This is a genomic window from Lysobacter sp. CCNWLW3 (genome assembly GCF_036697405.1).
In the GTDB taxonomy this organism is placed as follows: Bacteria; Pseudomonadota; Gammaproteobacteria; order Xanthomonadales; family Xanthomonadaceae; genus Lysobacter.
In genome coordinates this window covers 821037-846398 of the sequence record NZ_JBAHWA010000001.1, presented here as the reverse complement: position 1 = coordinate 846398, position 25362 = coordinate 821037, and the positions used below count along the sequence as shown (strand labels likewise).

25 protein-coding genes are annotated in these 25362 nt (G+C 69.4%); 18 read left to right on the top strand and 7 right to left on the bottom strand.

Translation table 11 applies throughout. The features are described 5' to 3' along the window. Positions 1-3 precede the first annotated feature (3 nt). Positions 4-1239 carry a DUF4010 domain-containing protein gene (locus V1318_RS03820; protein ID WP_332937824.1) on the bottom strand — a complete coding sequence of 412 codons (1236 nt, stop codon included), beginning with the start codon at positions 1237-1239 and terminating at the stop codon, positions 4-6. Between the two features lie 162 nt (positions 1240-1401). Here V1318_RS03820 and V1318_RS03815 point away from each other — a divergent pair, with 162 nt between their 5' ends. Beyond that, positions 1402-2067, top strand: a complete 666-nt coding sequence (locus tag V1318_RS03815) for a hypothetical protein (RefSeq protein WP_332937822.1) — start codon at positions 1402-1404, stop codon at positions 2065-2067. 78 nt (positions 2068-2145) lie between these two features. On the opposite strand, the gene V1318_RS03810 is transcribed toward V1318_RS03815, so the two are convergent. From V1318_RS03810 to V1318_RS03795, 4 genes are all read right to left on the bottom strand, one after another. Then, complete coding sequence (locus V1318_RS03810; RefSeq protein ID WP_332937821.1) at positions 2146-2643, bottom strand: GNAT family N-acetyltransferase; 498 nt, start codon at positions 2641-2643, stop codon at positions 2146-2148. A gap of 287 nt (positions 2644-2930) precedes the next feature. After that, positions 2931-3434, bottom strand: coding sequence for a transcription elongation factor GreB (gene greB / locus V1318_RS03805; protein WP_332937820.1), 504 nt, complete (start codon positions 3432-3434; stop codon positions 2931-2933). A 6-nt stretch (positions 3435-3440) separates the two neighbouring features. Next, positions 3441-3932 (bottom strand): copper resistance protein NlpE, encoded by a 492-nt coding sequence (locus V1318_RS03800; RefSeq protein ID WP_332937818.1) that lies wholly within the window; start codon positions 3930-3932, stop codon positions 3441-3443. Positions 3933-4014: 82 nt separating this feature from the next. Beyond that, complete coding sequence (locus V1318_RS03795; protein ID WP_332937816.1) at positions 4015-5538, bottom strand: helicase HerA-like domain-containing protein; 1524 nt, start codon at positions 5536-5538, stop codon at positions 4015-4017. Between the two features lie 163 nt (positions 5539-5701). Between V1318_RS03795 and V1318_RS03790 the strand changes: the two genes are divergently transcribed. The 8 genes from V1318_RS03790 to V1318_RS03755 all read left to right on the top strand — a co-directional run bounded on the left by V1318_RS03790 (position 5702) and on the right by V1318_RS03755 (position 13074). Then, the gene (locus V1318_RS03790; protein WP_332937812.1) at positions 5702-7267 is read left to right on the top strand and encodes a transglycosylase SLT domain-containing protein; all 1566 of its coding nucleotides are present in this window, start codon (positions 5702-5704) and stop codon (positions 7265-7267) included. A 10-nt stretch (positions 7268-7277) separates the two neighbouring features. Continuing rightward, positions 7278-7532 (top strand): hypothetical protein, encoded by a 255-nt coding sequence (locus V1318_RS03785; protein ID WP_332937810.1) that lies wholly within the window; start codon positions 7278-7280, stop codon positions 7530-7532. Positions 7533-7568: 36 nt separating this feature from the next. Continuing rightward, on the top strand, positions 7569-8270 hold the full coding sequence (locus V1318_RS03780; RefSeq protein ID WP_332937808.1) for a lysoplasmalogenase: 702 nt from the start codon (positions 7569-7571) through the stop codon (positions 8268-8270). A 61-nt stretch (positions 8271-8331) separates the two neighbouring features. Beyond that, positions 8332-9006 (top strand): hypothetical protein, encoded by a 675-nt coding sequence (locus tag V1318_RS03775; RefSeq protein WP_332937806.1) that lies wholly within the window; start codon positions 8332-8334, stop codon positions 9004-9006. A gap of 230 nt (positions 9007-9236) precedes the next feature. Continuing rightward, a complete protein-coding gene (locus tag V1318_RS03770; protein ID WP_332937805.1) occupies positions 9237-9818 on the top strand; it encodes a hypothetical protein in 582 nt (193 codons plus the stop codon). Between the two features lie 27 nt (positions 9819-9845). Beyond that, a complete protein-coding gene (locus V1318_RS03765) occupies positions 9846-11471 on the top strand; it encodes an XVIPCD domain-containing protein (RefSeq protein WP_332937804.1) in 1626 nt (541 codons plus the stop codon). 78 nt (positions 11472-11549) lie between these two features. Further along, positions 11550-11753, top strand: a complete 204-nt coding sequence (locus V1318_RS03760) for a hypothetical protein (RefSeq protein ID WP_332937803.1) — start codon at positions 11550-11552, stop codon at positions 11751-11753. Positions 11754-11877: 124 nt separating this feature from the next. Next, the gene (locus tag V1318_RS03755; RefSeq protein WP_332937801.1) at positions 11878-13074 is read left to right on the top strand and encodes a hypothetical protein; all 1197 of its coding nucleotides are present in this window, start codon (positions 11878-11880) and stop codon (positions 13072-13074) included. A gap of 101 nt (positions 13075-13175) precedes the next feature. On the opposite strand, the gene asd is transcribed toward V1318_RS03755, so the two are convergent. Further along, positions 13176-14021, bottom strand: a complete 846-nt coding sequence (asd, locus tag V1318_RS03750; protein WP_332937800.1) for an archaetidylserine decarboxylase — start codon at positions 14019-14021, stop codon at positions 13176-13178. Then, positions 14018-14662 (bottom strand): SCO family protein, encoded by a 645-nt coding sequence (locus tag V1318_RS03745; RefSeq protein WP_332937799.1) that lies wholly within the window; start codon positions 14660-14662, stop codon positions 14018-14020. The genes asd and V1318_RS03745 overlap by 4 nt, the downstream gene beginning before the upstream one ends. Before the next feature lie 463 nt (positions 14663-15125). Between V1318_RS03745 and V1318_RS03740 the strand changes: the two genes are divergently transcribed. The 9 genes from V1318_RS03740 (at position 15126) to V1318_RS03700 (ending at position 25321) form a co-directional block, all read left to right on the top strand. Further along, positions 15126-15932 carry a hypothetical protein gene (locus V1318_RS03740; RefSeq protein WP_332937797.1) on the top strand — a complete coding sequence of 269 codons (807 nt, stop codon included), beginning with the start codon at positions 15126-15128 and terminating at the stop codon, positions 15930-15932. A gap of 71 nt (positions 15933-16003) precedes the next feature. Continuing rightward, positions 16004-17143 (top strand): type IV secretion system protein, encoded by a 1140-nt coding sequence (locus V1318_RS03735; RefSeq protein WP_332937796.1) that lies wholly within the window; start codon positions 16004-16006, stop codon positions 17141-17143. A 653-nt stretch (positions 17144-17796) separates the two neighbouring features. Further along, complete coding sequence (locus V1318_RS03730) at positions 17797-18177, top strand: DUF4189 domain-containing protein (protein WP_332937794.1); 381 nt, start codon at positions 17797-17799, stop codon at positions 18175-18177. Between the two features lie 183 nt (positions 18178-18360). Then, a complete protein-coding gene (locus tag V1318_RS03725; RefSeq protein WP_332937792.1) occupies positions 18361-18891 on the top strand; it encodes a hypothetical protein in 531 nt (176 codons plus the stop codon). Between the two features lie 112 nt (positions 18892-19003). Then, on the top strand, positions 19004-19933 hold the full coding sequence (gene prmB, locus V1318_RS03720) for a 50S ribosomal protein L3 N(5)-glutamine methyltransferase (protein WP_332937790.1): 930 nt from the start codon (positions 19004-19006) through the stop codon (positions 19931-19933). Between the two features lie 81 nt (positions 19934-20014). Further along, positions 20015-21121 carry a chorismate synthase gene (gene aroC / locus V1318_RS03715; RefSeq protein WP_332937788.1) on the top strand — a complete coding sequence of 369 codons (1107 nt, stop codon included), beginning with the start codon at positions 20015-20017 and terminating at the stop codon, positions 21119-21121. Beyond that, positions 21114-22127 (top strand): D-glycerate dehydrogenase, encoded by a 1014-nt coding sequence (locus tag V1318_RS03710; RefSeq protein WP_332937786.1) that lies wholly within the window; start codon positions 21114-21116, stop codon positions 22125-22127. The genes aroC and V1318_RS03710 overlap by 8 nt, the downstream gene beginning before the upstream one ends. A 214-nt stretch (positions 22128-22341) precedes the next feature. Then, the gene (locus V1318_RS03705) at positions 22342-23382 is read left to right on the top strand and encodes an aspartate-semialdehyde dehydrogenase (RefSeq protein ID WP_332937784.1); all 1041 of its coding nucleotides are present in this window, start codon (positions 22342-22344) and stop codon (positions 23380-23382) included. Between the two features lie 127 nt (positions 23383-23509). After that, on the top strand, positions 23510-25321 hold the full coding sequence (locus tag V1318_RS03700; protein ID WP_332937783.1) for a FimV/HubP family polar landmark protein: 1812 nt from the start codon (positions 23510-23512) through the stop codon (positions 25319-25321). Positions 25322-25362 lie beyond the last annotated feature (41 nt).

The window sequence follows — 25362 nt, the reverse complement described above, 5'->3', positions numbered from 1 at the left end:
CGCCTAGCTTGTCGCCCAGGTCGCCGCGGCGCCGGCCGCGGCCATGCCGAGCAGGCCCGCCGCGACATGCAGGGCGTAACGGCGATCGCCGCTGGCGAAAGCGACCACGCTCTTGGCCGCGGCGCTGGCCGCGAGCAGGCCGACCACGCCCCAACGCGCGTGTTCCAGGCTCAGGTCGCCGGCCTGACTGAGTTGGGCGACGCTGGCGGCCGCCGCATGCAGCTCGGCCAGCGCCACCAGCATCGCCGTGACCAGCGCGCCGGCGTCGCCGAACAGATGGCGCATCCACGCCGACAACAACAGCACGGCCGCGATCACCGCCGCCAGCAGCAGGGCCTGGCTCAGCCGGAACGCGCGCGCGGGCGGCGCCTTGGGCAAGTTGCCGTTGGCGCCGCTGCGGTGCAGGCCCAGCGCGGCGGCGATCGCCAGCATCGCCGCCGCCGCGCCCAGCGGCCAGGCGCTGGCGCGCAGCAAGGCCGGCGAAGCGGTGCCGATCACGCCGGCGAACAGGATCAGCGAGGCCAGGTTGGCCAGCAGGGCCGCGGCCGCGGACACGCCGCTCAGGGCGGCCTCGTCGCGGCTGCGTTCGCCGAAACCGGCCACCGCCGCGGTCGAGGAGGCGAAACCGGAGAAGAAGCCCGCCACCGGCAGGCCCCAGCGCGCGCCGACGCTGCGCAGGGCGATGTGGCCCAGCATGCCCACCACCATCACCAATACCACCAGGCGCCACAGCGCGGCCGGCACCAGCACGCCCCAGGGATCGATCGCTCGGTCGGGCAGCAGCGGCAGCACGATCAGGGCCGCCGCGGCCAGCAGCAGCGCATCCTGCAGCTCGCGTTCGGACACCAGCTGGCGTGCGAAGGCCTGCAGCGGCCGTTTGGCGAACAGCAGGCCGGCGACGATCACGCCCAGGCCCGCGGCCCAGGCCGGCTGATGCTGGGCATAGGCGGCCAGCAGGGCGGTCGCCGGCAGCGCGATCTCGCCGGTCAGGCCCGGGTCGTCGCGGTGCGTGTGCAGATAGCTGGCCAGGGACAGGGCGCCGACCGTCAGCAGCAGCGCGGTCAGCACCGCGACGCCGAACAAGGCCGCGACCGCGGCCGCGATCGCCACCACCGCATGCGTGCGCACCCCCGCCACCGCGGTGCGGTCGCCGGCATGGGCGCGCTCGCGCACCACGCCTATCAACAGGCCGATCGCGATCGCGCTGAGCAGGCCGCGCAGGCTGGTTTCCAGGTCCAATCGTCGTCTCCGGGCAGCGCCCTGGGCTGGCGAGCATCTTAGGCGGGTCGCGTCGCGGCGGTCATCCCCGCCTTTGGCCTGGGCCGCGGCGGTTTCGCGTGAGCTTGTGCAAGCGGCGCGGGGGTAGGATCCGCGCAAGGGATCGACACAGGGGGACGGACGATGAAGCGCGGCAGGACGATGTGGGTGGGGATGGGCTTGGCGCTGGCGCTGGCTGGGGCGGCGTGGGCGCAGGAACCCAAGCTGGAACCGATGACCGAACGCATGCTGTTGGACTACCTGCCCGACGATTCGCGGGTGGAGACCCGCCTGGACGGCGATTTCAACGGCGACGGCCTCGGTGATACCGCCTACGTCGGCGGCAACGACGGAAAGCGCCTGCTGAAGGTGATGCTGGGCTACAAAGACGAATTTGATCTGGGGCATACGCCCACGGGCGAAGCCGAACTCGAGGTCGGGCCCTTGGGCGCGGCCTCGCTGTCGCTGAAGAAGGGCGTGCTGATCGTCGAGGATCTCACCGGCGGCACCACCGCCACCGCGACCACCTACCGCTATCGCTACGACGCCCAAACCCGGCGCATGCGCCTGATCGGCCTGGACGCGCAGCGCTACAGCCGCACCAACAGCCACGACAGCCTGAAGTTCAGCTGGAACCTGCTGACCGGCACCCGCATCGTCCAGCGCGGCCGCGTCAACGACAGCGGCCAAGGCGACGAGGCCTATCGCTACGAGCCCGAGCGCAAACTGGCGAGCAAGTCGGCGCCGGTGTACATGGAGGAAACGCCCAGCCCGGACACCTTGCTCGACGAGCAGGGGCAGGGCGGCTGATCGGCGGCGGCTTGCTTGCGCGGCGCGGCCCGAGTGGGCGATGCGTCGTCGATCCGCATCGGCGACACCGCCCAGAAGCTACATCTGCGGCAACGGCGTCGGGTGCGGAAGCCAGCGCATGGGCGTCGACGGGATGCCGGCGTGGACCTGCTCAGCGCCTTCGGCCGCGAAGCCCAGGCGGCGATAGACCGGCACGGCCAGGCGCGAGGCGTTGACGGTGATCGCGACCTCGCCGCCGGCTGCGAACAGTTCCGCGCGTGCGTGTTCCCACAAGGCGCGCGCGATCCCGCCGCGTTGGGCGGCGTCGCTTACGAACAGGTGGTAGAGGTGCTGCGGCTCGCGGATCGCGACCACGCCCAGCAGCAGGCCCGATGTCGATTCGGCGACGTGGTAGCGGTAAGCGCCGGCCAGCCGTTCGGCGGTGGCGGCGGAGGTCATCGAGGCGAGCAGGACGAGCACGCCGGCGGCATCGCAGTCCGGTGCGATCCAGCGCCGGGTGAGGCCGCTGACGAGATCGGCGATCGGCGCCGCATCGGCGGGATCGGCGCGGCGGATACGGTAGGCGGTGCGAGGCATGGGCGCAGCTTAGCGCCAGGCCGTGGAGAGACCCCCGCTTGCGCCGTTACAGGACGCGGGCCGCCCTTCATGGTTCGACGGGCTCATCACGAACGGCTCGGGGGAGTGCGTCGGGCGAGGGCGTGGAGAAACCTTCGCTTGCGTCGCTCCGAACCGTCTGGCGCGGTTCCGATTCGCCTGGCTCCGTTCGAATCGTCCGCGCCGCTGCGATTCGTCGTTCCCGCGAAGGCGGGAATCCAGTGACTTCAGCGGCATGCCACCCAGCGCCCGGCACGATCCCCCGCAGCTCAAGCCTCGTACTGCACGTCCACGATCGCGAACCGAGTGGCGCCGCCCGGCAAGGCCGCCTCGAACTCGTCGTCGACGCGCTTTTTCAGCATCGCCCGCGCCAGCGGCGAATCGATGCTGATGTGTCCCAGGCGCGCGTCGGTCTCGTCGGGCCCGACGATGCGGTAGCGCTGCAGCTCGCCGCTGGCGACATTCTCCACTTCGACCCAGGCGCCGAAATACACCGCCTGCGGATCCGAAGGTGCGGTCTCGACCACGCGCAGCGCGGGCACGCGCTTGCTCAGGTAGCGCACCCGCCGGTCGATCTCGCCCAGCTGCTTCTTGCGATAGATGTACTCGGCGTTTTCCGAGCGGTCGCCCTCGGCCGCCGCGGCGGCCAGGGCTTTCACCACTTCAGGACGCTTGACGCGCCACAGCTCGTCTAGCTCCTGCTTGAGCCGGGCGTGGCCCTCCCGCGTGATCAGCGCGGTGCTGTGCTCCGCGGGAGGTCGCCATCGGCCCATGCGCCGTTACTGCGCCGCGGGCTGGCGCTTGAGGCTGAGGTTGGCCTGGCTGTCGATCGCCTTGCCTTCCTTGTCCAGCGCGCGGATCTCGTCGGCCGACACCACCTGGTACAGGGCGTCTTCCTCGCTCTTGCTGTTGGGATCCAGGCGCACGCGCTGGCCGGCTTCCTCGGCGGTCCAGGTGCCGTCGCTCTTGCTGTTGCCGTCCTTGCGCTCCTGGTAGCTGGTTTCGATGGCATAGGTGCCGTCGGCCTTGAGCTCCAGCTTGGTGTCGATGCCCGGGCAGTCGGCGCAGGGCAGGGTGCCGCTGAAGGTGCCGGCGAAGGCCTTGGGATCCAGCGCGGGCGCGGCCGGCGGCGCCGGTTCCGGCATGGCGGCGGGCGCGGCCGCGACTTCGGCCTTGGGCGCTTCGGCGGCAGGTTCGGCCGGCTTCTTGGGGTCGCAGCCGGCGACGGCGATCAGGACGACGCTGGCGAGCACGAGCAACTTCGGGTTCATACGGACACGCTCCTGGTTGACGATCGAAACTGAGGTTGGGAAGGGACGGCTGTGGAAGCGGCGCCGCCTATGCCGGGCGCGCCTACTTGCGCCCGCCGAAGATGCCGCCCAGCAGGCCGCGCAGGATCTGCCGGCCGATCTGGTTGCCGACGGTGCGCGCGGTCTGCTTGGCCATGGTCTCGACCATGCCCTGGCGGCGCTTGGTGCCAAATACCGCGTCCTTGACCGCCTGGCCGAAGCCGCCTTGCTCGGCCTCGTCCTGTTCGCGGGTCTTGGCCGGCGGCGCTTCGGCCTGGGCGGCGGCGGTTTCGGCGCGCTTGGCCAGCATTTCCGAGGCCGACTCGCGGTCGATCTCGGTGTCGTACTTGTGCCCGACCGGGCTGCCGGCGCGCAGCTGCGCGCGTTCGGCCTCGCTGATCGCGCCCATGCGGCAACGCGGCGGCGCGATCAGGGTGCGCTCGACCGGCATCGGCACGCCCTTGTCCTGCAGGGTCGAGACCAGGGCCTCGCCGGTGCCGAGCTTGGAGATCGCCTCGGCGACGTCCAGGGCCGGGTTGGGCACGAAGGTCTCGGCCGCGGTCTTGACCGCCTTCTGGTCGCGCGGGGTGAAGGCGCGTAGCGCATGCTGCACGCGGTTGCCGAGCTGGCCGAGGATGTCGTCGGGCACGTCGTCGGGGAACTGCGAGCAGAAGTACACGCCCACGCCCTTGGAACGGATGATGCGCACCACCTGCTCCACGCGCTGCTGCAGGGCCGGCGGGGCGTCGTCGAACAGCAGGTGGGCCTCGTCGAACACGAACACCAGCTTGGGCTTGTCGAGGTCGCCGACCTCGGGCAGGCTCTCGAACAGCTCCGACAGCAGCCACAGCAGGAAGCTCGAATACAGGCGCGGCTTCATGATCAGCTGTTCGGACGCCAGGATGTTGATCATGCCGCGGCCGTTGGGCGCGGTGCGCATCAGGTCGCTCAACTCCAGCGCCGGCTCGCCGAAGAAGGCGTCGCCGCCTTCCTGCTCCAGGCGCAGCAGGGCGCGCTGGATCGCGCCCACCGACTGGGTGCTGACCAGGCCGTAGGAGGTCGAGATGTCCTTGCGCTCCTCCGCCACCAGCGCCAGCAACGCGCGCAGGTCCTTGAGGTCGAGCAGCAGCAGGCCGCGGTCGTCGGCGAGCTTGAAGACGATGTCGAGCACGCCCGACTGGGTGTCGTTGAGCTCCAGGATGCGGGCCAGCAGGGTGGGGCCCATTTCGCTGGCGGTGGTGCGCACCGGATGGCCGAGCTTGCCGAACAGGTCCCAGAACACGGTCGGGCTGGCTTCGGGCGTCCAATCCGGCACGCCCAGCTCGGCCACGCGCGCCAGCAGCTTGTCGTTCGGCGTCGCGGCCACGGCCAGGCCGGCGACGTCGCCCTTCACGTCGGCCAGGAACACCGGCACGCCCAGGCGCGAGAACCCTTCCGCGATCGTCATCAGGGTCACCGTCTTGCCGGTGCCGGTGGCGCCGGCGACCAGGCCATGGCGATTGCCCAGCTTGGCCTGCAGGTAGACCGGGCCGCTCTCGGGCGTGGTCACCGCCTTGCCCAGGAGGATGGCGTTCTGCGTCGAGTCCATGTCCGCGTCCGTTGGAAGTTGGGACGATTCTAGCGGCAGCGTCGCATCGCCGTGTCGGCGCGGGAGGGGCTGTATGAACCGGCAGGGTGCTCGCGCTCACGCTTCCTTGCCCCGCATGGACCCCGCGGCTACCCTGCCTGGACCTTCGCTGCCCTTGCCGTCCATGCCCTCATTTGTCCGTCTTTCCGGCGCCTTCGCGCCCGCCGCCGTTCTCGCGCTGGCCGCGCTGTCCTTCGACGCCTCGGCGCTGTCCAAGCGCGATCAGGCCGCGGTCGACGCGCTCAACCAGCGCATGCAGGCCGCCGAAGCCAAGTACCGCGCCGCGCTGGTGCAGATCCGCAACGCCGATCCGGAGGGCCAGAAGCTCAGCGACGCCGCGCTGGAGGACATGGAGGACGTGATCACGGCCTGCAACAAGCAGAAGGGCTGCCAGCTGACCACCATGCTGACCAGCTACAAGCGCCTGCTCAAGGCCAATGCCGATGCCGAATCGCGCGCCGACGCCGGCGACGACGAGGACGAGGTCCCGCTGGACTCGGATGGCTCGCTCGCCGCCGACGTGCCGCAGGCCGCGCGCGCCGCCGCGCTGCTCAATGCCGACGGCCAGCGCTTCGTCAAGATGGTGCAGTACAACCCGGCCGTGCAGGCGGGCATCCGCCGCTGGCTCACCGACATGCGCGGCTCGCTGATCCAGAGCCACGAGAACTACCAGTACCTGCGCCAGATGATGTGGCCGCAGTACGAGCGCGCCGGCTTGCCCGAGGCGTTGCTGTTTGGGATCATGGCCAAGGAATCCAACGGCCGCGTGCATTCGACCTCGCGCGCCGGCGCGGCCGGGCCGATGCAGTTCATGTACGCCACCGGCAAGCGCTTCGGCCTGGGCGACGACGGCACCGGCTTCGACACCCGCTACGACGCGCGCGCCTCGGCCCAGGCCAGCGCCGAGTACCTCAACGAGCGCCTGGGCGCGCTCAACAACAGCATCGAGATGTCGCTGGCCGCCTACAACGGCGGCGAAGGCCGCGCCCAGCGCGTGTTCAACGCCAGCGGCGGCGGCAACTTCTGGGACGAATCGGTCTACAACCAGTTCCCGGCCGAAACCCGCGACTACGTGCCGATGGTGATCGCCGCGGCCTGGCTGTTCCTGCACCCGAAGGAATACGGCCTGAGCTTCCCCAAGGTCGATCCCAAGCCGGCCAACCTGCGCCTGAGCCAGCCCAGCTCGATCTACCAGCTCACCATCTGCCTGGGCAACGGCGGCAGCCGCGACGGTTACATGCGCGCGCTGCGCAACCTCAACCCGCGCTACCAGGCCGACAGCTACCTGGCCGCCGGCACCAGCCTCAACGCCACCACCAAGATCGTCGGCCTGTACAACCGCTGGTGCGTGCAGGGCGCGCGCGCCGATCTGGCCCGCACCCTGATGCTCAGCGACCCGAGCACGGCGATCGTGCGCACCGGCCCGGTGACCATGGTCGACTCGGCCGAGGCGGGCATGGCCGGTGCCGTTGCCGCCGCTGTCGCGCCGGCGAACCCGGAGCCGGCGAAGGCCAAGGGCAAAGACAGGGCCAAGCCCAAGAGCTATCGCGTGCAGCGCGGCGAAACCCTGACCTCGATCGCGCAGAAGTTCCAATGCGATACCGGCAAGCTGGCCAAGCGCAACGGCCTGAGGGCGCCGCGCTATGCGATCCGGCCAGGTCAGACGCTGAAAGTCGACGACTGCAAGTAAGCTCGCCGGCATGGACGCCGCCGACGCAAAGCAGGCGGATCGGGGCGCGAAGGCGCCCTGGTCCTGGCCACCGCGACTGAACCGGTCGATGGAGATACCGGCGGGCCTGTTGGTGGCCCCGAGCGCCTTCGGCGCCGGACGCGGCCAGGCCGAGCGTTCGGCGTCGGCGATGGAGCGATCGCGCGCGCGCCGAAAATTCGATCGACGTCTCAACCCGCCGCTGCGAAGCGCGACTGCGCTGCTATATGCAGGCGATCATCGATGAGGCGACGGGCCGCGTCGCAGGCTGAGGGGCTAGGGCTTGGGACCGATCGATAGAAACGACAGCGCGGCTTCCGGCGACGACGGCGCGCGGTACTGGCTGCTCGCCGTCGCGCTGGCGTCGGTGCTCGCGATCGTCGGTGCGATGGCTCCCATGCCCTGGCTGCACTACCTGGCCAAGCCCAGCGCGACCTTGCTGGTGCTGGCGATGGTCTGGCGCATGCCGGCGAGCGGCTCGAAGTACCGCTCCGCGATCATGATCGGTCTGGCGCTGTCGACGCTGGGCGATGTGTTCCTGATGCTGCCCGGCGACTGGTTCGTGTTCGGGCTGGGCAGTTTCCTGTGCGCGCATCTGGCCTATCTGTTCGCGCTCACGCGCAGGGCGCCGGCGCTGGCGGCCCTGTGGCCGTTCCTGGCCTACGCGGCGCTGGCCGGCGCCGTGCTCGCGGTGCTGTGGCCGCACCTGCCGGGCGAGCTGCGCGTGCCGGTCGTGGTCTATGTGGCGGTGCTGGCGGCGATGGCCGCGCAGGCCGCGGCGGTGTGGTGGCGGCGGCGCACGCGCGCAACCGCGTTGGCGGCCCTGGGCGGCCTGAGTTTCGTGGTCTCGGACGCGAGCCTGGCCATCGACCGCTTCGCCGTCCCGTTCGCGGCCGCCGGCGCGATGGTGCTGGCCAGCTATTGGCTGGCGCAGGCCTGGATCGGCCTGTCGGCGCGCGACGATCGGACCCGGGCGGGGACGTAATGCCAATCGACACGCATCGATGCGACCATGGGAGCGACCGACCACGGATCGCATTCGCCGCATGACCATTGTGTCCGCGTTCTTCTACGTACTTGCGCACCATCCGTTCTGGTCCTGGCTGGGCCTGATGCTGGTCGCCCTGGCGGCGAGCCTGCTGCTGTTGCGCTGGACCGGAAAGGCGCGCTGGCTGCTGTTGTTGCTGGCGGTCTTCATCGGCGGCCAGTTGAACTTCTTCACCGGTCACATCTTCAATGCCTGGTTCCTCAATGCCTACGGCAGCCGCGGCACGGCGGTGATCGTGCATTCGGAGCTGACCAGCTCCACCCTCAACGACCAGTACATTTCCGATTACTGGGCGGTGTTGCGCACCGCCGACGGGCGCGACGTCAAGGTCGAGTTCGACACCATGTCGGCCAGCATCTACCCGATCCGCAACGAGATCCTGCTGCCGCCGCAGGGCCAGAAGTTCGTGGTCAAGTACGTGCCCGGTTTCGAGCGCAACATCGCGATCATGAGCGACGAGTCCGACTACGGGCGCCGCTGGCTGATCATGCAGGCGCGCGGCCCCGTGGACAGGGCCGCCGCGCAACTGGAGGCGAGCCCGGACAACCCCGAGTTCATCGCGGAATACCGCACCGAACTGCGGCGCTTCCTCGATCGGCACGGCAAGGACGCCGATCCGGCCCTGGTCGCGCAGTTCGAACGCGAGCTGGCCGAGTTGGGGCAGGGCCGATAGCTGCACCCGGTTGCAGGTGCCGGTACTGTAATCGTCATGACGGTACGTCGATCCTCGGTTCCTGGGAGGCTTGCTGCGCCGGCCCCGAACGTCCGCGGTGCCCCGCTGCAGGCATCGCCGCGCTCGGGTGAACAGCCGGCCGCGGCATGCTTTATGCGCCTGCGATCTGTCTTGTCGCCCGTTCGAGCCTCGTGCTACTACTGGCCCACCGACAGGAGCCTCGGTGGCCCATGATTACAGGACGTTGTTTCAGCGCTTTCGTCTTAGCCGCCATGCTGGCGTTGCCGGCCTGCGCCGCCAAGTCGCCCGGCCCCGAAGCCGCCGCTGTCGAAACGGCTCAGGCCGCGACGGCGGCCCCCGACCAGACCTCCGCCGAGCCGCTGCCCGTGCCTGCGGCGGCAGTCGTGATGGCGGCGCCGAAGAACGAATTCTCGGGCCAATGGGCCTATCGCCAGTCCTGCGGCTGGCAGCACAGCGCTCACTTGGAACTGGCCGAGTCCGGCAGCGGCGCCGGCGGCCGCTGGGATGACGGCACTCGCGCGCGCGGCGACAGCGGCCAATTGCAGGGCGAACTGCGCGACGGCCGTCTGTATCTGCGCCTGTGCAGCGAAGGCGAAGGCGGCGGCAAAATCCCAGCCTGCCCCAACTATGGCGAGGAATCGGCCTACCTGGCGCGCGAAGGTGCGGTGCTGGGCTGGTACCGCAAGTCCGGTGACGTCTATCGGCCCTATCTGAAACTGCATCCGGTCGGCGCCGGCCAGGCCGTGCCCGACGACACCAGCGGCTGCGAGGAAGACGCCGAGCAAGACTGAGCGCGACCACGCCAAGGAGGCGACGCGATGAACGTACCCGCAGACCAAGTTGCGCCCGCCGCCGCGGCGGCCGCGCCGCGCGCGCTGACCGACGCCGAGCTGCGCGCGGTCGCCTATTTTGCCATCGGCGTGGGTTCCGAAGGCAGCGTGGGCGGGCGCGACGTATCCACGCGCCTGTCCTTCGCCGGCAACCGCGACGCCGACACCGGCCGCATGTCTCCGGTCGGCAACAGCGGCTATTCCATCGGCACCCTACAGACCGATCTGGGCCAGCACCCCGAAGTGATCCCGTCCCTGCTGGACGCCTACCAAGCCTGGGCCGCGACCCAGCCGGCCGGCACCGCGCTCAGCGCGGCCGAGCGCCGCCAGACCGCCGCCGACCTGGCCCGTGACGGCGACACCATCGACGCCCAGAACGGCCGGCCGATGGATGCGCGCATCGAACGCAACCTCAATGCCTTCCTGCGCTCCGATGCCGGTGTCACCTACATCCACGACCGCGACGCGGCCCAGGTCGAAGAGCTGATGACCGGCACTCTGGCGCAAGTGCGTCAGACCGCGTTGTTCCGCAATTCCACGCCCGACGACCAGATCCGCCTGGCGGCCATGGTCGCCAAGGTCGAGAATCAGAGCGGCGATCGCTGGGCGCCGGGCCTGCTGCGCGACATGAACAACGGCACCCACGACAGCGTCGCCGACGTCAATCAGGCCATCGGCCGCATGCTGCGCGCCAACGGCGACTACATGGAGTCCGGCCGCGACGCCACCCTGGCCGGTGCCGAGGTGGTGGTCGCGCTACGCAACGCCGATACGCGCAGCCCCTTGCACACCGCATGGCAGGGTGTGCTGGCCGATCCCTTGGCCAATCCTTCGCAATTGGGCCAGGACGCGAGCCGTCCCAACCAGCGCGCGGAGTACACCACCGTCAAGGAGCTGTTCCTGCAGAAGGAACAGGCGCCGGCGTTCATCGACGCCCTGGACCGCGGTGCGGGTTATGCCTACGGCCGCCCGCAGGCCGAGGGCCGCAACCGCGCCACCGCCGGGCTGTACGCCCAGGGCGACGACTTCGTGCTCTGGAACCGCGACGGAGCCGGTCGCGCCTACCTGGACGGGCAGTGGTCAGAGGTTGCGCGCAACGACCTCAGCCGCGTGCGCAACCGCGACGGCACGACCGACCTCAACTTGACCCGCGACGGCAACGTCAGTCAGCTGCTGCACGTGGACCCGCGCGCGCCCGGACTGCGCGCAAGCCTGGACGTGGACGTGGACGTGCCGGTGGCGCCCGAACGCGCGGACCATCCGCTGCTGCGGCAGGCGCGCGATCAGGCCCGCGGCCTGGACGGCCAGCTGGGCGCGGTCAGCGGCGATGCGCGCGCATGCCTGGATCTCAACGTGGCTTGCCTGGCCGCGCAGCACCGTTTCGACCGCATCGACCACGTGATGCTGGGGCGCTCGCCGCCCGGGCAGGAGCCCAATGTGCTGGTGGTGCAGGGCGAACTGGCCGATCCCGGTCGCCGGATCGCATCGATGCCCCTGGGCGAGGCGCTGCGCGTTCGCAGTGAAGAGCTGCAGCAGCGCCTGGACGCCGCGCCCATGCCGCCGGCCGAGCAGCAGGAGCAGCAGCAAAGCCAGCGGACCGCGCGCTCGATGTAGCGCCTGCCGGCGCGCTGCGACCGGCGTCGATGTCGTGTCCACAAGTGGCCGGCTTTTGCAGCGGCACGGCGCGCGCGCATGCCGATCCACCGCAGGGAGGCGCTGATCCGCGACCCGGCATCGATCGCGGCGTTCGATCGCGAGTTGGGCGAGCAGGAACATCGCCAATCGACGTTCTTCGCAGCATCAATCCGCAGCTCGCGCACATCTTTCCGCATACGGGCGATGCCTGAAAATCCGCCTGCGCCGCGCGACATGAAGTCGTCCGAAAACGGCGAGTAATCGCTCGTATCCCAGCGCATACAGACGCTGCGCCGCCGGCGCGCAATCGCAGCATTGTCGATACGTCCACGCCGATCGCGCTCGCGCATCGCGACGACCGCGCTCGGCCCGAAGGAGCCCTGCCATGAAGCTCTCGCCGTCCGTTTCCCTGTTGAGTCTGAGTCTGTTCGCCATCGGCGCCGCCCAGGCCGCGCCACCGCGTTATCGCATCGACTACCTGCCGTCGCTGGGCGGGTCCAGCACCGCCACCAGCGTCAACGATCTTGGCTGGGTCGCCGGCCGCTCCACCCTGACCGCGCCCGCACCTTCGCATCGTCACGCCGTGCTATGGCGCGACCGGCAGATCACCGACCTGGGCACCCTGGGCAGTCCCGAGCGCCAGAGCGCGGTGGTCTGGCCGGTGAAGAACGTACGCGGCATCGTCACCGGCATCGCCGAGACCAACGTGATCGATAGCGAGAACGAGGACTGGAGCTGCTCGGCCTTCCTGCTCGGCCGGCCGGCGGGCGCGCCGCGCTATCAATGCCTGGGCTTCGTCTGGGAGAACGGGCGCATGCAGGCTTTGCCCACCTTCGGCGGCACCCACGGCTTCGCCACCGGTGCCAACAACTTCGGCCAGGTCGTGGGCTGGGCCGAGACCGCGGTGCGCGACCCGGCCGGCTGTACGCTGCCGCAGAAATTCCAGTTCCGCGCCGCGCTGTGGGAGCCGCGCCGCAACGGCATCCGGGAACTGCCGCCGGTGGTCGCCGCCGGCGACACCGTGAGCGCGGCGACCGCGATCAACGACCGCGGCCAGGTGGTCGGCATCTCCGGCATCTGCGACGACGCGATCGGCAAGTTCAGCGCGATCCGCGCGGTCTTGTGGGAACACGGCCGGCCCACGGTCCTGGGCGACATCGGCGGCGCGGCCTGGAACACGCCGATGGCGATCAATCCGCAAGGCGACGTGGTCGGCTTCGGCAATCAATCGCTCACCGACGAAGGCGCGCCGGACTGGGGCGCGTTCCTGTGGACGCGTCATGGCGGCATGCGCGCGCTGCCGAAACTGGCCGGCCATCTCAACGCACAGGGCAACGGCCTGAACCTGTGGCGGCACGCGGTAGGGCGTTCCTGCACCAACCCGAGCATGTCGGCCTGCGATGCCGTGCTGTGGCGCGACGGCCAGGTGTACCGGCTACGCGACCTGATCCCGGATTTCCCCGTCGACGGCCCGCGCCTGACCACCGCCACCGACATCGACGATTTCGGCCGCATCAGCGGCCAGGCGATCGATCCGCAAACCGGCGCCGGCATGGCCTACGTGGCCACGCCGGTGTATTGAGCGCGTCGTCTCGCCAAGCTTCGGCCCCTCTCTCGCGGGAGAGGGGCTGGGGCGGAGCGCGAGCGCGGATTCCGGCGCTCGCGCCGAAACCGCAAGCGCCCTCAATCGACCCGCTTGGCCAGCGTCTGCCCCAGGCGCACCGCGGTTTCCGCCGCCAGCGTCGGCGACAGGGTCGCCACGCCCGGAGGTAGCAGCACGATCACGGTTGAGCCGTAGTTGAAGCGCGCCATCTCGGCGAAGCGGTCCAGCGCGATGTCGGCGCCGCGATAGTCCTTGACCGTCACGGTGTCGGCGTAGCGCGGGATCTCGACGCCGCTCCACACCGTCTCCACGCCCGACACCAGCAGCGCGCCGACCATCACCACCGCCATCGGACCGAAATCGGTGTCGAAGTGGCAGACCAGACGTTCGTTGCGCGCGAACAGGCGCGGCACGTTGCGCACCGCGTCCGGGCCGACCGAGAACAAACGGCCCGGCACGTGCACGGTTTCGCGCAGCTTGCCGGCCCAGGGCATGTGCACGCGGTGGTAGTCCTTCGGAGACAGGTACACCGTCGCGTACACGCCGTTCTCGAAGGGCTCGGCCGCGGCTTCGTCGCCCAGCAGTTCGGCGGCGGTGAAGGATTGGCCCTTGGCCTGGAAGATGTCGCCGGCCACGATCGGCCCGCACTGGCTGATGCGGCCGTCGGCCGGCATCAGCAGGCTGCGCGGGTCGGCATCGGCGACGCGCGCGCCGGGCTTGAGCGCGCGGGTGAAGAAGGCATTGAAGCTGGGGTAGGCGCGCGGGTCGGATTCGGCGGCTTCGGACAGGTCGACGCCGAACTTGCGCGTGACCGTGTCGATCAGCCACTGCTTGACCGTCGGGCGCTGGGAGTAGGCCAGGGCGCGCGCGATCGACGACAGGGCGCGGTGCGGCAGTACGTAGGTGAAGCGGGTCAGCAGGCTCACGGCATGGCCTCGGTCAGGGCGGCCATGTCGGCGGCGATCGCCTTCGGGTCCAGCGGCGGCTGGATCAGGCCGGCCATGCGGCCCTGCGGATCGAGCACGGCCATCGAGGCGCTGTGGTCGACCGAGTACTGGTTGGCCGGCACGCCCTCGGGCGGCGGCACTTTCGCGAACACCATGCTCAGCGACTTGGCGAAGCGCTCCAGCGCCGGCAGGTCGGCGGTCGCGGCCAAGGTGTCCTTATGGAAGGCGTGGGCGTACTCGCCGATGCGGTCCGGGGTGTCGCGCTCAGGGTCCACCGACACGAACAGCACGCGCGGCCGCAGCGCCTCCGGGATCGCGGCCCACTGCTTCTGCGCCTGCGCCATCTCGCCCAGGGTGGTCGGGCAGATGTCGGGGCAGTGGGTGAAGCCCAGGAACACCAGGGTCCAGTGCCCCTTGAGCTCGCCCGGCACCAGGGCCGTGCCGTCGGACTGGCGCAGCGAGTAATCGGGCAGTTCGCGTGCCGGCGAGAACAGGCGCACCGCCTGTGTCTGCGGCCACTGCGAAGGCGCGGCCGAACCGAAGTGGCGTTGCGCGGCCCACAGACCGAGCGCAGCGGCCAGCGCGGCGACGAGAACGATGACGGTGGTGCGATTGAACATGGCCGGTCCGACGGGGGTATCCCGAACATGATACCGGGCCGGCCGCGTCGGGCGGGTGCGGCATAGCGCCGCAGCGCGCGCGTTTCGGGGGCGGTACCGAGTCGGCGGGCGCTGGCCCCATGGCCGGTGGAAGTGGGAGCGAAGCGCGTGCGGGCGAGTGCTCCGGCCGGCTTGCCTCGGCATCGAAATAATCGCGACTCGGCTTCGATGCTGTGGCTTCTTGAATATTATCCGTGAGGGTCGGCACGCATTATCTGTTGGATTTGCATGCGCTGGCTGTACTTGCTCGGCGCTGGTGGAAAACACCTCTTGTTTTGCGGCGCGAAACCCATCACAAATGCAATCGTGGCCGCGTCGATTATGAATTCGAAGGCGATCCGATGTAATGAGTTTGTGTGCATTAATTACGTATTAACTTTAAACGCGTTGCCGGCCGCGAAATGAGTCGCGCGAGGAAAATACGATGAAATGGAGTTTCCCTTCGCTGTCGCGCCCGCGCCGCTGCGCGCTGGCTCTCTTGGCCGTCGTCGGCCTGGCCTCGGGGCCCGCGGCCGCGCAAGTCGTGGTCGAGGACCCGAGCCTGATCCTGGGGCAGTTCAGGCAAACCTTCGCGGACGCCAAGGAGTTCGGCCTGCAGGCCAAGCGCTGGGGCGAGACCTACCAGTACTACACCGACACCTACAGCCACTACCAACAACAGCTGATCCGTCTGCAGCGCCTGAACTTCGGCGATCCGCAAATGGAGGACGGCTTTCCCGAGCGCGACCCCAACTACGGCCTGGTGGACAGCTGTCCGGCCGGGGCCGGGGGCGGCGCCGAAGGCGCGGCGCAGGGGCTGGTGATGAAGGTCTTCAGGCCGGCGCAGCCGAAGATGGACGGCGCCGTGCTCGACGAACAGCAGAAGATCTGCGAACGCATGGTCCAGGCCGAGAACGCCAAGTACAACGAATCCGTGCGCATGCTCAAAACCCTGATCCAGCGCAACCGCGAATTCCAGGCGGTGCAGCGCCAGCGCGACCAGGGCGGCAAGGACCAGGGCGCCCTGGCCGCCAACGACAACGAAGTGCAGCGCTTCGTGGTGCGCATGTCGATGGATCTGGACTACTGGCAGGCGCGCATGACCGCCTACCACAGCTACATCGAGTCCCTGAAATGGGATCAGGCGCGCCTGGCCAAGCGCGCGATGCGCGGCAAGAAGGGGCAGGGCGTGCAAGGCATAGTCGGGCAGGTGGTGCAGGCCGCGGCGCTCAAGGCGGCCTTGAGGCCCTGAGCCCGCCGCGGCGCAAAGGGATGTTGTGGTCTTAGCCAATCCGGGGCCTGCGCCCCAGCAGGAAGCGCACGATGCAGGCAGTTTGGGAGTGGGGCGGCGCCGTCGGCGCCGCATGGGAGGCCTGGTCGCCGCGCGCGGCCGGCATAGGCGAGTTCGCCTTCTTCAAGTTGGTCAACGATTACCTGTCGGTCAAGGTCGACGAATTCGGCTTGGCGCTGATGGGCCAGTTCATGGCGTGGGCCACGGGCATCGCCTTGACCCTGGTCACGCTGTGGATCCTGGTCGCCGGCTATCGCATCGTCACCGGCCAGTCGCGCGAGCCCATGATCGCGCTGGTCACCAGCCTCACCCGGATAGCGGTGATCGTCGGCGTGGCCACCACCATGTCGGTGTTCGGCGGCGACCTGCACCAGGTCTTCACCAACGACCTGGATCGCGAAGTGCACGGGATGTTCACCGGCGACGACGGCCGCAGTTCCGCCGATGCGATCGACGAGAACCTGGCTTACATGCAGGTCGCCTTGAGCGCGATCGACGCGGTCCAGATCGTCGACGACGACCAGCAGATGTACGACGAGAAGGTGCGGGCGATGCTGTTCGCCGGCTTCGGCACCGCCAGCCCGCCGATGACGGCCGGCGCGATGCTGCTGCTCTACAAGTTCACCCTGGCCCTGTTCGTCGGGCTGGGGCCCTTGTTCATCCTGTGCCTGATCTTCGATCAGACCAAGGACCTGTTCCGCAAATGGCTGATGTACGGCCTCGGCACCCTGTTCTCGATGGCGATGCTCAGCGCCGTCACCGCGATCGCGCTGGAACTGGCCTCGCGCGTGGCGGTGGCGCTGTGGATGGCCAAGGCCGTCAACGGCATCCTGGGCACGGACGTCGAAGGCCTGACGACCCAGGCCATGCAGCAGGGCGGGATAGGGCTGTTGCTGACGGTGTTGATCGTCACGGTGCCGCCGGCGGCTGCGATGTTTTTCCAGGGGACGCTGGGGAGTTTTGCGACGTTCTCGGCCTTTGGGGGCGCAGGAGGTGGGAAATCTACTCAGGCGAGTCAAGAAGGGGCCTATTCCCCGCCAGTGGAGGCTGCTCAGCCCAGAAGCGCTGTTGGCACGGGGACTCTCAATCCAGCGAGCTCTCCCTACGGCGGCGCAGTAGGCTCACCGATGCGAGATCGTGTCGCTACCGACTCAAGGAGAAATCGAGAATGAGGGACGCGTTCATTTTCTTTGGTGCGCTGATCTTGTCTTCAGCAAATGTGGCTCGTGCGGAGGGCGGAACCTGCCCTCCCGGTTTCTACCCACAGAACGGTCCTGGAGTGTTGGGTTGCGCCCCGATTCCAAGCGGGGAGTCGGAATCGACAAGTGGGCCCGCTCCCAAGTGGGCTACGCGATGGGGAGCCATCGCGACCGACGGTGCGAAATCTGCCTTCGGTGCGGCGTCGGATATGCCTAGGAAGCGGGCCGCTCAGAAGGAAGCGCTCGCTCGATGCAAAGCGCAGGGAGGGGCATCGTGCAAGGTCGATCTGGTCTATTACAACCAATGCGCGGTGACGATCGCCGGCGATTCCAAGTACTTATCGCAAGGAGCGGAGTCCGTTCGAATCGCGACCGAGGTTGGAATGAAGAGATGCGACGAGCTGGATGCAGGATGCCGCGTCTATTACTCCGGTTGTAGTCTTCCGGTTCGGATCAGATGACGCGTTCTACTGAACTGTCGATTGCGCGCAGGGCGGGCAGATGAACGTGAGAGCGAGCTGCGTCGTGGGAGTGGTTTTGTTGAATACGAGCTTGTGCGCGCGTGCCGAGGGGCAATGTCCTGCTGGTTATGTTCAGGCTCCTGGGCCGGAGCAGGGCGTCATAAATTGCATGCCTATGTCAGACTCACAAAATGCCAGAAAAGCGGTGGCGGGCCGCGTTGGCGAAGCCGCTGGGGCGCGATTGCTTTCGATTTTGGGGAGAGCAACGTTGGGATTGGAGTATCGGCAGCGGCCAGTAGCAAGCGACAAGCCAAGAACGGGGCGCTCGCGGACTGTCGCGCCAAGGGCGGACAGAACTGCAGGATCAATCTGGTCTACGACAACCAGTGTGCCGTCGTGATCGCGGGCTTCGGATACTCCCGCTCCCAGAGCGGTCCGACCGTTGAGATCGCTGCGGCTAATGGCATGAAGATGTGCGAGGAGTCCGGTGCTAAGGAGTGCCAGATTTACTACAAGGCCTGCAGCCTGCCGGAGCAGATCCAGTAATGAAGTCGCCACCGATTCACGGCAGGGTCGAGGATGACGGTTAGGTTCAGGGCTTGCAGCTTGCCGGTACAGGTTCAGTAAGTCGGCTTGCTGCGGCCTCACGCCGACCGGCCTGGACAACTCGACGTTCGGGAACGGATCAAGCGACAATCGGACCAGGATCGAAGGGGCGGTACCCGTGCCATGACCCGAAAGGACTCAACTCCAGACGCCGCTGCCGACTTCGATTGGTCGGCCTCCGCGCGCATGGTCGAAGGCGGGGTGCTGGCCGGTTTTGCGGTGCTGCTGCTGGCGATCGCCATCGCGGTGCTCGGCATCAGCGGCACCAACCTGAACATCGTCGAGCTGTCGAAGTGGGGCGCGATCACGGCCGGGATGCTGCAGATCCGGGCCTCGGTGCTGGCGACCTGCCTGGTGGCGCTGGCGGGGCGGCGGCTGCTCGACGGCACGGGGCAGGGGGCTGCGGCGGTGGCGGCGCGCTCCTTGCGGGCGGCGCGGAAGCTGGTGGCGATCGCCTGGTTGCTGGGGCTGGCCATGGTCAGCCTGCCTTTGATGATGGAATTGCCCCTGCACGTGCCCGAGACCGGGCTGGTGTTCGGCTTGCTGCTGCTGGCCGGGGCCGCGCAGGTGGCGGTCGGGGCCATGGTCTACCGGTCGCTGGTGTCGGCGGTGGCGGCGCAGGCCGAGGCCGCGTCCTGCGAATTGCAGCTCTGAGCGCCGCCGCCGAGCGATCCCGGTCCGCGGCCGCGCTCCCGCTTGGGCGCCCAAGCCGTGGGAGGACGGTGGGCCGCTATAATGCCCGGCCCTGCTACGTTCCGGACCCGCCGTGCCCTCCGTTTCCTTCGAGCAACTGACCGTCATCGACCTGATCCGCTACGGCGCCAGCCGCTTCGGCGCGGCCGGGCTGACCTTCGGGCACAGCTACGACAATGCCCTGGACGAGTCGACCCAGCTGGTCCTGCACGCGCTGCACCTGCCGCACGATCTGAGCCCGGTCTACGGCGCCTCCAAGGTGACCCCGGACGAGAAGGATGCCGTGCTGGCGCTGTTCGAGCGCCGCATCGGCGAGCGCATTCCGGCCGCCTACCTGACCGGCGAGGCCTGGTTCGCGGGCCTGAGCTTCAAGAGCGACCGCCGAGCCCTGGTGCCGCGTTCGCCGATCGCCGAGCTGATCGAGTCCGGTTTCGAGCCCTGGCTGGGCGGCCGTCAGGTCGAGCGCGCGCTGGACCTGTGCACCGGTTCGGGCTGCATCGCCATCGCGACCGCGCACTATCACCCGGACTGGGTCGTGCACGGCGCCGACATCAACGACGACGCGCTGGCGCTGGCGGCCGAGAACAAGGCCCGCCTGCACGCCGACAACGTCGAGCTGCGCAAGTCGGACCTGTTCGACGGCCTGCAGGGCGAGGTCTACGACCTGATCGTGACCAATCCGCCCTACGTCACCAACGCCGAAACCGATGCGCTGCCCAAGGAATATTCCTACGAGCCCGAACTGGGCCTGCGCGCCGGCGACGACGGCCTGGACCTGGCGCTGCGCATCCTGCGCGACGCGCCCGCGCATTTGAGCGAGCACGGCCTGCTGATCTGCGAGGTCGGCGAGGCCGAGCGCGCCCTGGTCGAGCTGCTGCCGCAGCTGCCGCTGGCCTGGGTCGAGTTCAAGGTCGGGCAGATGGGCATCTTCGTCGCCGAGCGCGAGGATCTGGTCGAGCATCACGCCCGCATCGCCGAACTCGCGAGCCAGCGCGGCGGCTGACGCGGGGCCGGCGTGAGCCGAAACCGAACTGGCGGCGTGCGCGCTGTGAATCGCGCGCGCCGCGGCTGACGAGAGAGACGCATGTCGAACAACACCTTCGGCCGCCTGTTGCGGGTCACCACCTTCGGCGAGAGCCACGGTCCGGCGATCGGCTGCGTGGTCGACGGCTGCCCGCCGGGGCTGGCGATCGCGCCGGAGGAGTTCCGCCACGACCTCGACCGCCGCGCCACCGGCAAGACCCGCCACACCTCGGCGCGGCGCGAGGCCGACGAGATCGAGATCCTCAGCGGCGTCTACGAGGGCCGCACCACCGGCACCCCGATCGCGCTGCTGATCCGCAACACCGACGCGCGCAGCAAGGACTACGGCTCGATCGCCGAGCAGTTCCGCCCCGGTCACGCCGACTACAGCTACTGGCAGAAGTACGGCCTGCGCGATCCGCGCGGCGGCGGGCGTTCGTCCGCGCGCGAGACCACCATGCGCGTGGCCGCCGGCGTGATCGCCAAAAAATGGCTGGCCGAGCGCCACGGGGTGCGGGTACGCGGCTTCATGTCGCAGATCGGCGAGATATTTCCCAACGGCTACGACTTGAGCGTGGTCGAGGACAATCCCTTCTTCTGGCCCGACGCGGCCCAGGTCGCCGAGCTGGAGGCGTTCATGGACGCATTGCGCAAGTCCGGCGACTCGGTCGGCGCGCGCGTGGACGTGATCGCCGACAACGTGCCGCCGGGCTGGGGCGAGCCGATCTACGGCAAGCTCGACGGCGAACTGGCGGCGGCGCTGATGAGCATCAACGCGGTCAAGGGCGTGGAGATCGGCGACGGTTTCGCCGCGGTCGCCGCGCGCGGCACCGAGCACCGCGACGAGATGTCGCGCGCCGGTTTCGCCTCCAACCACGCCGGCGGCATCCTCGGCGGCATCAGCACCGGTCAGCAGCTGCATTGCTCGACCGCATTCAAGCCGACCTCCAGCCTGCGCCTGCCCGGGCGCGGCCTGGACGTGCACGGCAACGAGGTCGAGGTGGTCACCACCGGCCGCCACGACCCCTGCGTCGGCATCCGCGCCACGCCGATCTGCGAGGCCATGGTCGCGCTGGTGCTGATGGACCAGGCCCTGCGCCACCGCGCCCAATGCGGCGATGTCGGCGAGGTGACGCCGCGGATCCCGGCCGGCGATGCGGATGGCTGAGCGTCCGCGCGTCTGGGTCTCGCAACCGCTGTTCGCCGACATCGTCGCGCGGCTGGACCAGCACTTCGATGTCGTCCGCACCGATGCGGTCACCCAGCACGGCCCGGATGCGGTCGCCGCGGCCCTAAGCGGCGCCGATGGCGCCCTGGTCACCCTCAACGACGCGATCGGCGCGGCCCAGGTGGCCGGCGCATCGCGCCTGCGCGCGATCGCCAATGTCGGCGTCGGCTACAACAACCTGGACCTGGCGGCGCTGAGCGCGGCCGGGATCCTGGCCACCAACACGCCCGACGTGCTGACCGAGACCACCGCCGATTTCGGCTTCGCCCTGATGATGGCGGCCGCGCGCCGGATCACCGAGGCCGAACGCTGGCTGCGCGATGGCCATTGGCGGCAATGGAGCTTCGAATCGTTGTTGGGCGGCGACATCCACGGCGCCACCCTGGGCATCCTCGGCATGGGCCGGATCGGCCGCGGCATCGCCCGGCGTGCGTCGGGCTTCGGCATGCGCGTGCTCTACCACAACCGCAGCCGCCTGCCGGAGCCGGTGGAGCGCGAGCACGCCGCCGAGTACGTCGGCTTCGAGGCCCTGTTCGAGCGCGCCGATCATCTGATCCTGGTGCTGCCGTACGCGCCGCAGAACCACCATCTGGTCGATGCCGTGGCGCTGGCCCGGCTGCGTCCGCACGCCACCCTCACCAACATCGCCCGCGGCGGACTGATCGACGAAGAGGCGCTGGCCGATGCCTTGGCCGGCGGGCGCCTGGCCGCGGCGGGCCTGGACGTGTTCGAAGGCGAGCCGGCGGTCAATCCGCGCCTGCTGGCGTTGCGCAACGTGGTCCTGACCCCGCACATCGCCAGCGCCAGCCTGGCCACGCGCCGGGCCATGGTCGCGCTGGCGGTGGCCAACCTGACCGCCGCCCTGGGCCACGGTCCCGATGCCGGCCGCCCGCCGTCGCCGCTCAACGCCGACGCGCTGGCCCACGCCCGAAAACGCGGCGCCTGAACCCGCCGCGCGCGTCGCGTTCGCCGATTGCGAACGCCGATCCGCCATTGTCGCTGCGCTTAGCCGATAATCGGGAGGCCGGGATTGGGATCGGAGCGGCCAGTGGCCCGAATCGCTCCTGCGAATCCCGAATCCCCAATCGCGAATCCCCGCTTTCAAGCAACACCCGCCGGAAATGGGTCCGGCGGCCCCCAAGCCAGGTAAATCGAAACTGATGAACGCCAAGACGTCCTGCAATGTCGCCGTGGTCGGTGCTACCGGAGCGGTCGGTGAAACCATGCTGAAGATCCTCGCCGAGCGGAAATTCCCGATCGGCCGGCTGCATGTGTTGGCGAGCGAACGCTCGGCGGGCGAGAAAATTCAGTTCGAAGGCAAAACCCTGGTCATTGAGGACCTGGCCACGTTCGATCCGTCCGGCGTCGATATCGCGCTGTTCTCGGCCGGCGGTTCGGTGTCCAAGGAATACGCGCCCAAGTTCGCCGCGGCCGGCGCGGTGGTGATCGACAACTCCTCGGCCTTCCGTTACGACGACGACATCCCGCTGGTGATCAGCGAAGTCAATCCGGAGCAGGTCGCCAACCGCCCGCGCGGCATCATCGCCAACCCGAACTGCTCGACCATGCAGATGCTGGTGGCGCTGGCGCCGATCCACCGCAAGGTCGGCATCGAGCGCATCAATGTCGCCACCTATCAGTCGGTGTCCGGCACCGGCCGGCGCGCGCTGGAAGAACTGGGCCGCCAGACCGCGGGCCTGCTGAACTTTCAGGAGACCAAGGCCGAGGTCTACCCGGTGCAGATCGCGTTCAACGTGATCCCGCACGGCGGCGACTTCACCGACAACGGCTACACCACCGAAGAGATGAAGCTGGTCTGGGAGACCCGCAAGATCCTCGGCGACGACTCGATCGGCGTGAACGCGACCGTGGTGCGGGTGCCGGTGTTCTACGCCCACTCCGAGGCGGTGCACATCGAGACCCGCGAGAAGCTCAGCGCGGCCGACGCGCGCAAGCTGCTGGAAGGCGCGCCGGGCCTGGAAGTGGTGGACGAGGCGGTCGGCGGCGGTTATCCGACCCCGGTCACCCACGCCTCCGGCCAGGATCCGGTCTATGTCGGACGCATCCGCGACGACATCTCGCACCCGCGCGGTCTGGCGATGTGGGTGGTGGCCGACAACATCCGCAAGGGCGCGGCGCTCAACGCCGTGCAACTGGCCGAGCTGGTCTGGGCCGAGCAGCGCGCGCAGCACGCGGCCTGAGCCGGGGCGGCCGACAGGCCGCCTAAAACCAGGTGCAGGGCGTAATGTGACCGTATCGCGGCCGCATTGCGTATTAACCGTGGCGGCGGCTAGAGTCGCCGCCAGGGGACAGGGAGTGACATTCGAAGTGAAGCATCGTTTCGCGCGTACCGCGTTGGCACTGGCGCTGGCATTGGCCAGCGGCGGCGCCTGCGCGCTCGGTCTGGGCCAGATCGAGGTCAAATCGCGTTCCGACCAGCCCCTGCTGGCGGAGATCCCGATCGTCTCCAGCGACCCCGCCGAACTCGAACAGCTGCAGGCGCGCCTGGCCTCGCCGGAGACCTTCACCCGCATCGGCCTGATGCCGCCGCAGGGCATCGTCTCGGACCTGCAGTTCCAGGTTGCCCTGGACGCGCGCGGCAACCCGGTGATCCGGGTGACCAGCCAGCAGCCGGTGAACCAGCCGCTGGTGACCTTCCTGGTCGAGGTCGACTGGGGCCAGGGCCGTCTGGTGCGCGAGTACTCGGCGCTGATCGACACTCCCAAGACCGTATCGGCGCCGCTGCAACCGCCGATCGAGGCGCCGGTGTCGGCGCCGTCCAATCTGATCGAGCGTCCGCTGGACCCGGCGGCGGTGATCGCCAGCGACACCCCGACCGATCCGGCCGCGGTGGTGCCGGACCCGGCCGCCGTCGACGCGGTGCCGGCCACGCCCGGCAACGCCTTCCCCGAGCGCCCGACCGCGATCGCGATCGCGCCGCCCGCGCCGACCCCGGTACCGTCCTTGGACGCCGCACCGCCGAGCGGCGCGGACGGGTCGATCGAGGTCAAGCGCGGCGACGCCTTGTCGCGCATCGCCAGCGGGCTGGACCTGGGCGAGGGCACCAGCCTGGACCAGACCATGGTCGCGCTGTTGCGCGCCAACCCCGACGCCTTCATCGGCGGCGACGTCAATCGCCTCAAGCAAGGCGCGATCCTGCGTGTGCCCAGCGGCAACGAAGTGGCCAGCATCGACGCCGGCGAAGCCAGCGCGCTGGTGCGCAGCCAGATCCAGCAGTGGCGCCAGGCGCGCCGTCCGGCGCCGCAGCCGGCGGTGGAGCCGGTACCGCTGGCGACGGCGCCGCGTGCGGCCGCCACCAGCGCCGGCGCTGCGACGGACGCGGCGGCCTCGGCCGGTGCGCGTCTGGAAATCGTCCCGCCCGGCGCCAGCCGCGCCGCGCGGGCGGGTACACAGTCCGGCATCAATGCCGGGGGCGAGGGCCAGATGCTGCGACAGGAACTGCAAGAATCCAAGGAATCGCTGGCCGCACGCGAGGCCGAACTCAGCGACCTCAAGGGCCGCGTCGCCGAGTTGGAGCAACTGCAGAAGCAGCAGCAACAGCTGATCCAGCTCAAGGACACCGAACTGGCCGCGGCGCAGCAGCGCCTGGCCGACTCCAATCAGAAGCAGGCCGCCGCCCAGGGCGGCGCGATGCTGCCGTGGGCGATCACCGGCGCGGTATTGCTGCTGGCGGCGTTCGGCGCGTGGTTCATGCGCCGGCGCCCGTCCAAGCCGGTGTTCCGCGCGCCGCTCGCGGCCGGCGCCGCCGGTCCTTCGATCGCCGACGCCTTCGCCGAGCCGGCGCCCGAGCCCGCGGCGGCCGAGCCGGTCGCGGCGCCGACCCCGGCCGCGGCGACGCCCGTTGGGGCCACGGCCCCGTTCTGGACCACCCCGCAGGCCGCGCCCGCCAACGAGCGCAAGGTCCCGGCCTGGCACGTGGCCGCGGTCGGTCATGGCGAGCAGCCGGTGCAGGAACCCTTGCTGGCCGCGCAGCCGGGCCAGGAGCGCCTGGAACTGGCGCGCGCCTACATGGACCTGGGCGATCACGAAAGCGCGCGTCAGCTGCTCGGCGAGGTCGCGGTCAACGGCGATCTGGCCGCGCGCCAGCAGGCCGCGCGGATGTTGCGCGAACTGGAGTAAGCGGTGGCTGTTGAGGTTCCGGCGGCAGCGCCCGACGCGGC

Bases quoted from the DNA above. Each gene is read 5' to 3' on its own strand.
- greB (WP_332937820.1), bottom strand. From the start codon at position 3,434: ATGGGCCGATGGCGACCTCCCGCGGAGCACAGCACCGCGCTGATCACG.
- V1318_RS03790 (WP_332937812.1), top strand. From the start codon at position 5,702: ATGCCCTCATTTGTCCGTCTTTCCGGCGCCTTCGCGCCCGCCGCCGTT.
- V1318_RS03755 (WP_332937801.1), top strand. From the start codon at position 11,878: ATGAAGCTCTCGCCGTCCGTTTCCCTGTTGAGTCTGAGTCTGTTCGCC.
- V1318_RS03815 (WP_332937822.1), top strand. From the start codon at position 1,402: ATGAAGCGCGGCAGGACGATGTGGGTGGGGATGGGCTTGGCGCTGGCG.
- V1318_RS03735 (WP_332937796.1), top strand. From the start codon at position 16,004: ATGCAGGCAGTTTGGGAGTGGGGCGGCGCCGTCGGCGCCGCATGGGAG.
- V1318_RS03740 (WP_332937797.1), top strand. From the start codon at position 15,126: ATGAAATGGAGTTTCCCTTCGCTGTCGCGCCCGCGCCGCTGCGCGCTG.
- V1318_RS03745 (WP_332937799.1), bottom strand. From the start codon at position 14,662: ATGTTCAATCGCACCACCGTCATCGTTCTCGTCGCCGCGCTGGCCGCT.
- aroC (WP_332937788.1), top strand. From the start codon at position 20,015: ATGTCGAACAACACCTTCGGCCGCCTGTTGCGGGTCACCACCTTCGGC.
- V1318_RS03800 (WP_332937818.1), bottom strand. From the start codon at position 3,932: ATGAACCCGAAGTTGCTCGTGCTCGCCAGCGTCGTCCTGATCGCCGTC.
- V1318_RS03795 (WP_332937816.1), bottom strand. From the start codon at position 5,538: ATGGACTCGACGCAGAACGCCATCCTCCTGGGCAAGGCGGTGACCACG.
- V1318_RS03775 (WP_332937806.1), top strand. From the start codon at position 8,332: ATGACCATTGTGTCCGCGTTCTTCTACGTACTTGCGCACCATCCGTTC.
- V1318_RS03810 (WP_332937821.1), bottom strand. From the start codon at position 2,643: ATGCCTCGCACCGCCTACCGTATCCGCCGCGCCGATCCCGCCGATGCG.
- V1318_RS03765 (WP_332937804.1), top strand. From the start codon at position 9,846: ATGAACGTACCCGCAGACCAAGTTGCGCCCGCCGCCGCGGCGGCCGCG.
- V1318_RS03760 (WP_332937803.1), top strand. From the start codon at position 11,550: ATGCCGATCCACCGCAGGGAGGCGCTGATCCGCGACCCGGCATCGATC.
- V1318_RS03785 (WP_332937810.1), top strand. From the start codon at position 7,278: ATGGACGCCGCCGACGCAAAGCAGGCGGATCGGGGCGCGAAGGCGCCC.
- V1318_RS03770 (WP_332937805.1), top strand. From the start codon at position 9,237: ATGATTACAGGACGTTGTTTCAGCGCTTTCGTCTTAGCCGCCATGCTG.
- V1318_RS03705 (WP_332937784.1), top strand. From the start codon at position 22,342: ATGAACGCCAAGACGTCCTGCAATGTCGCCGTGGTCGGTGCTACCGGA.
- V1318_RS03710 (WP_332937786.1), top strand. From the start codon at position 21,114: ATGGCTGAGCGTCCGCGCGTCTGGGTCTCGCAACCGCTGTTCGCCGAC.
- V1318_RS03725 (WP_332937792.1), top strand. From the start codon at position 18,361: ATGACCCGAAAGGACTCAACTCCAGACGCCGCTGCCGACTTCGATTGG.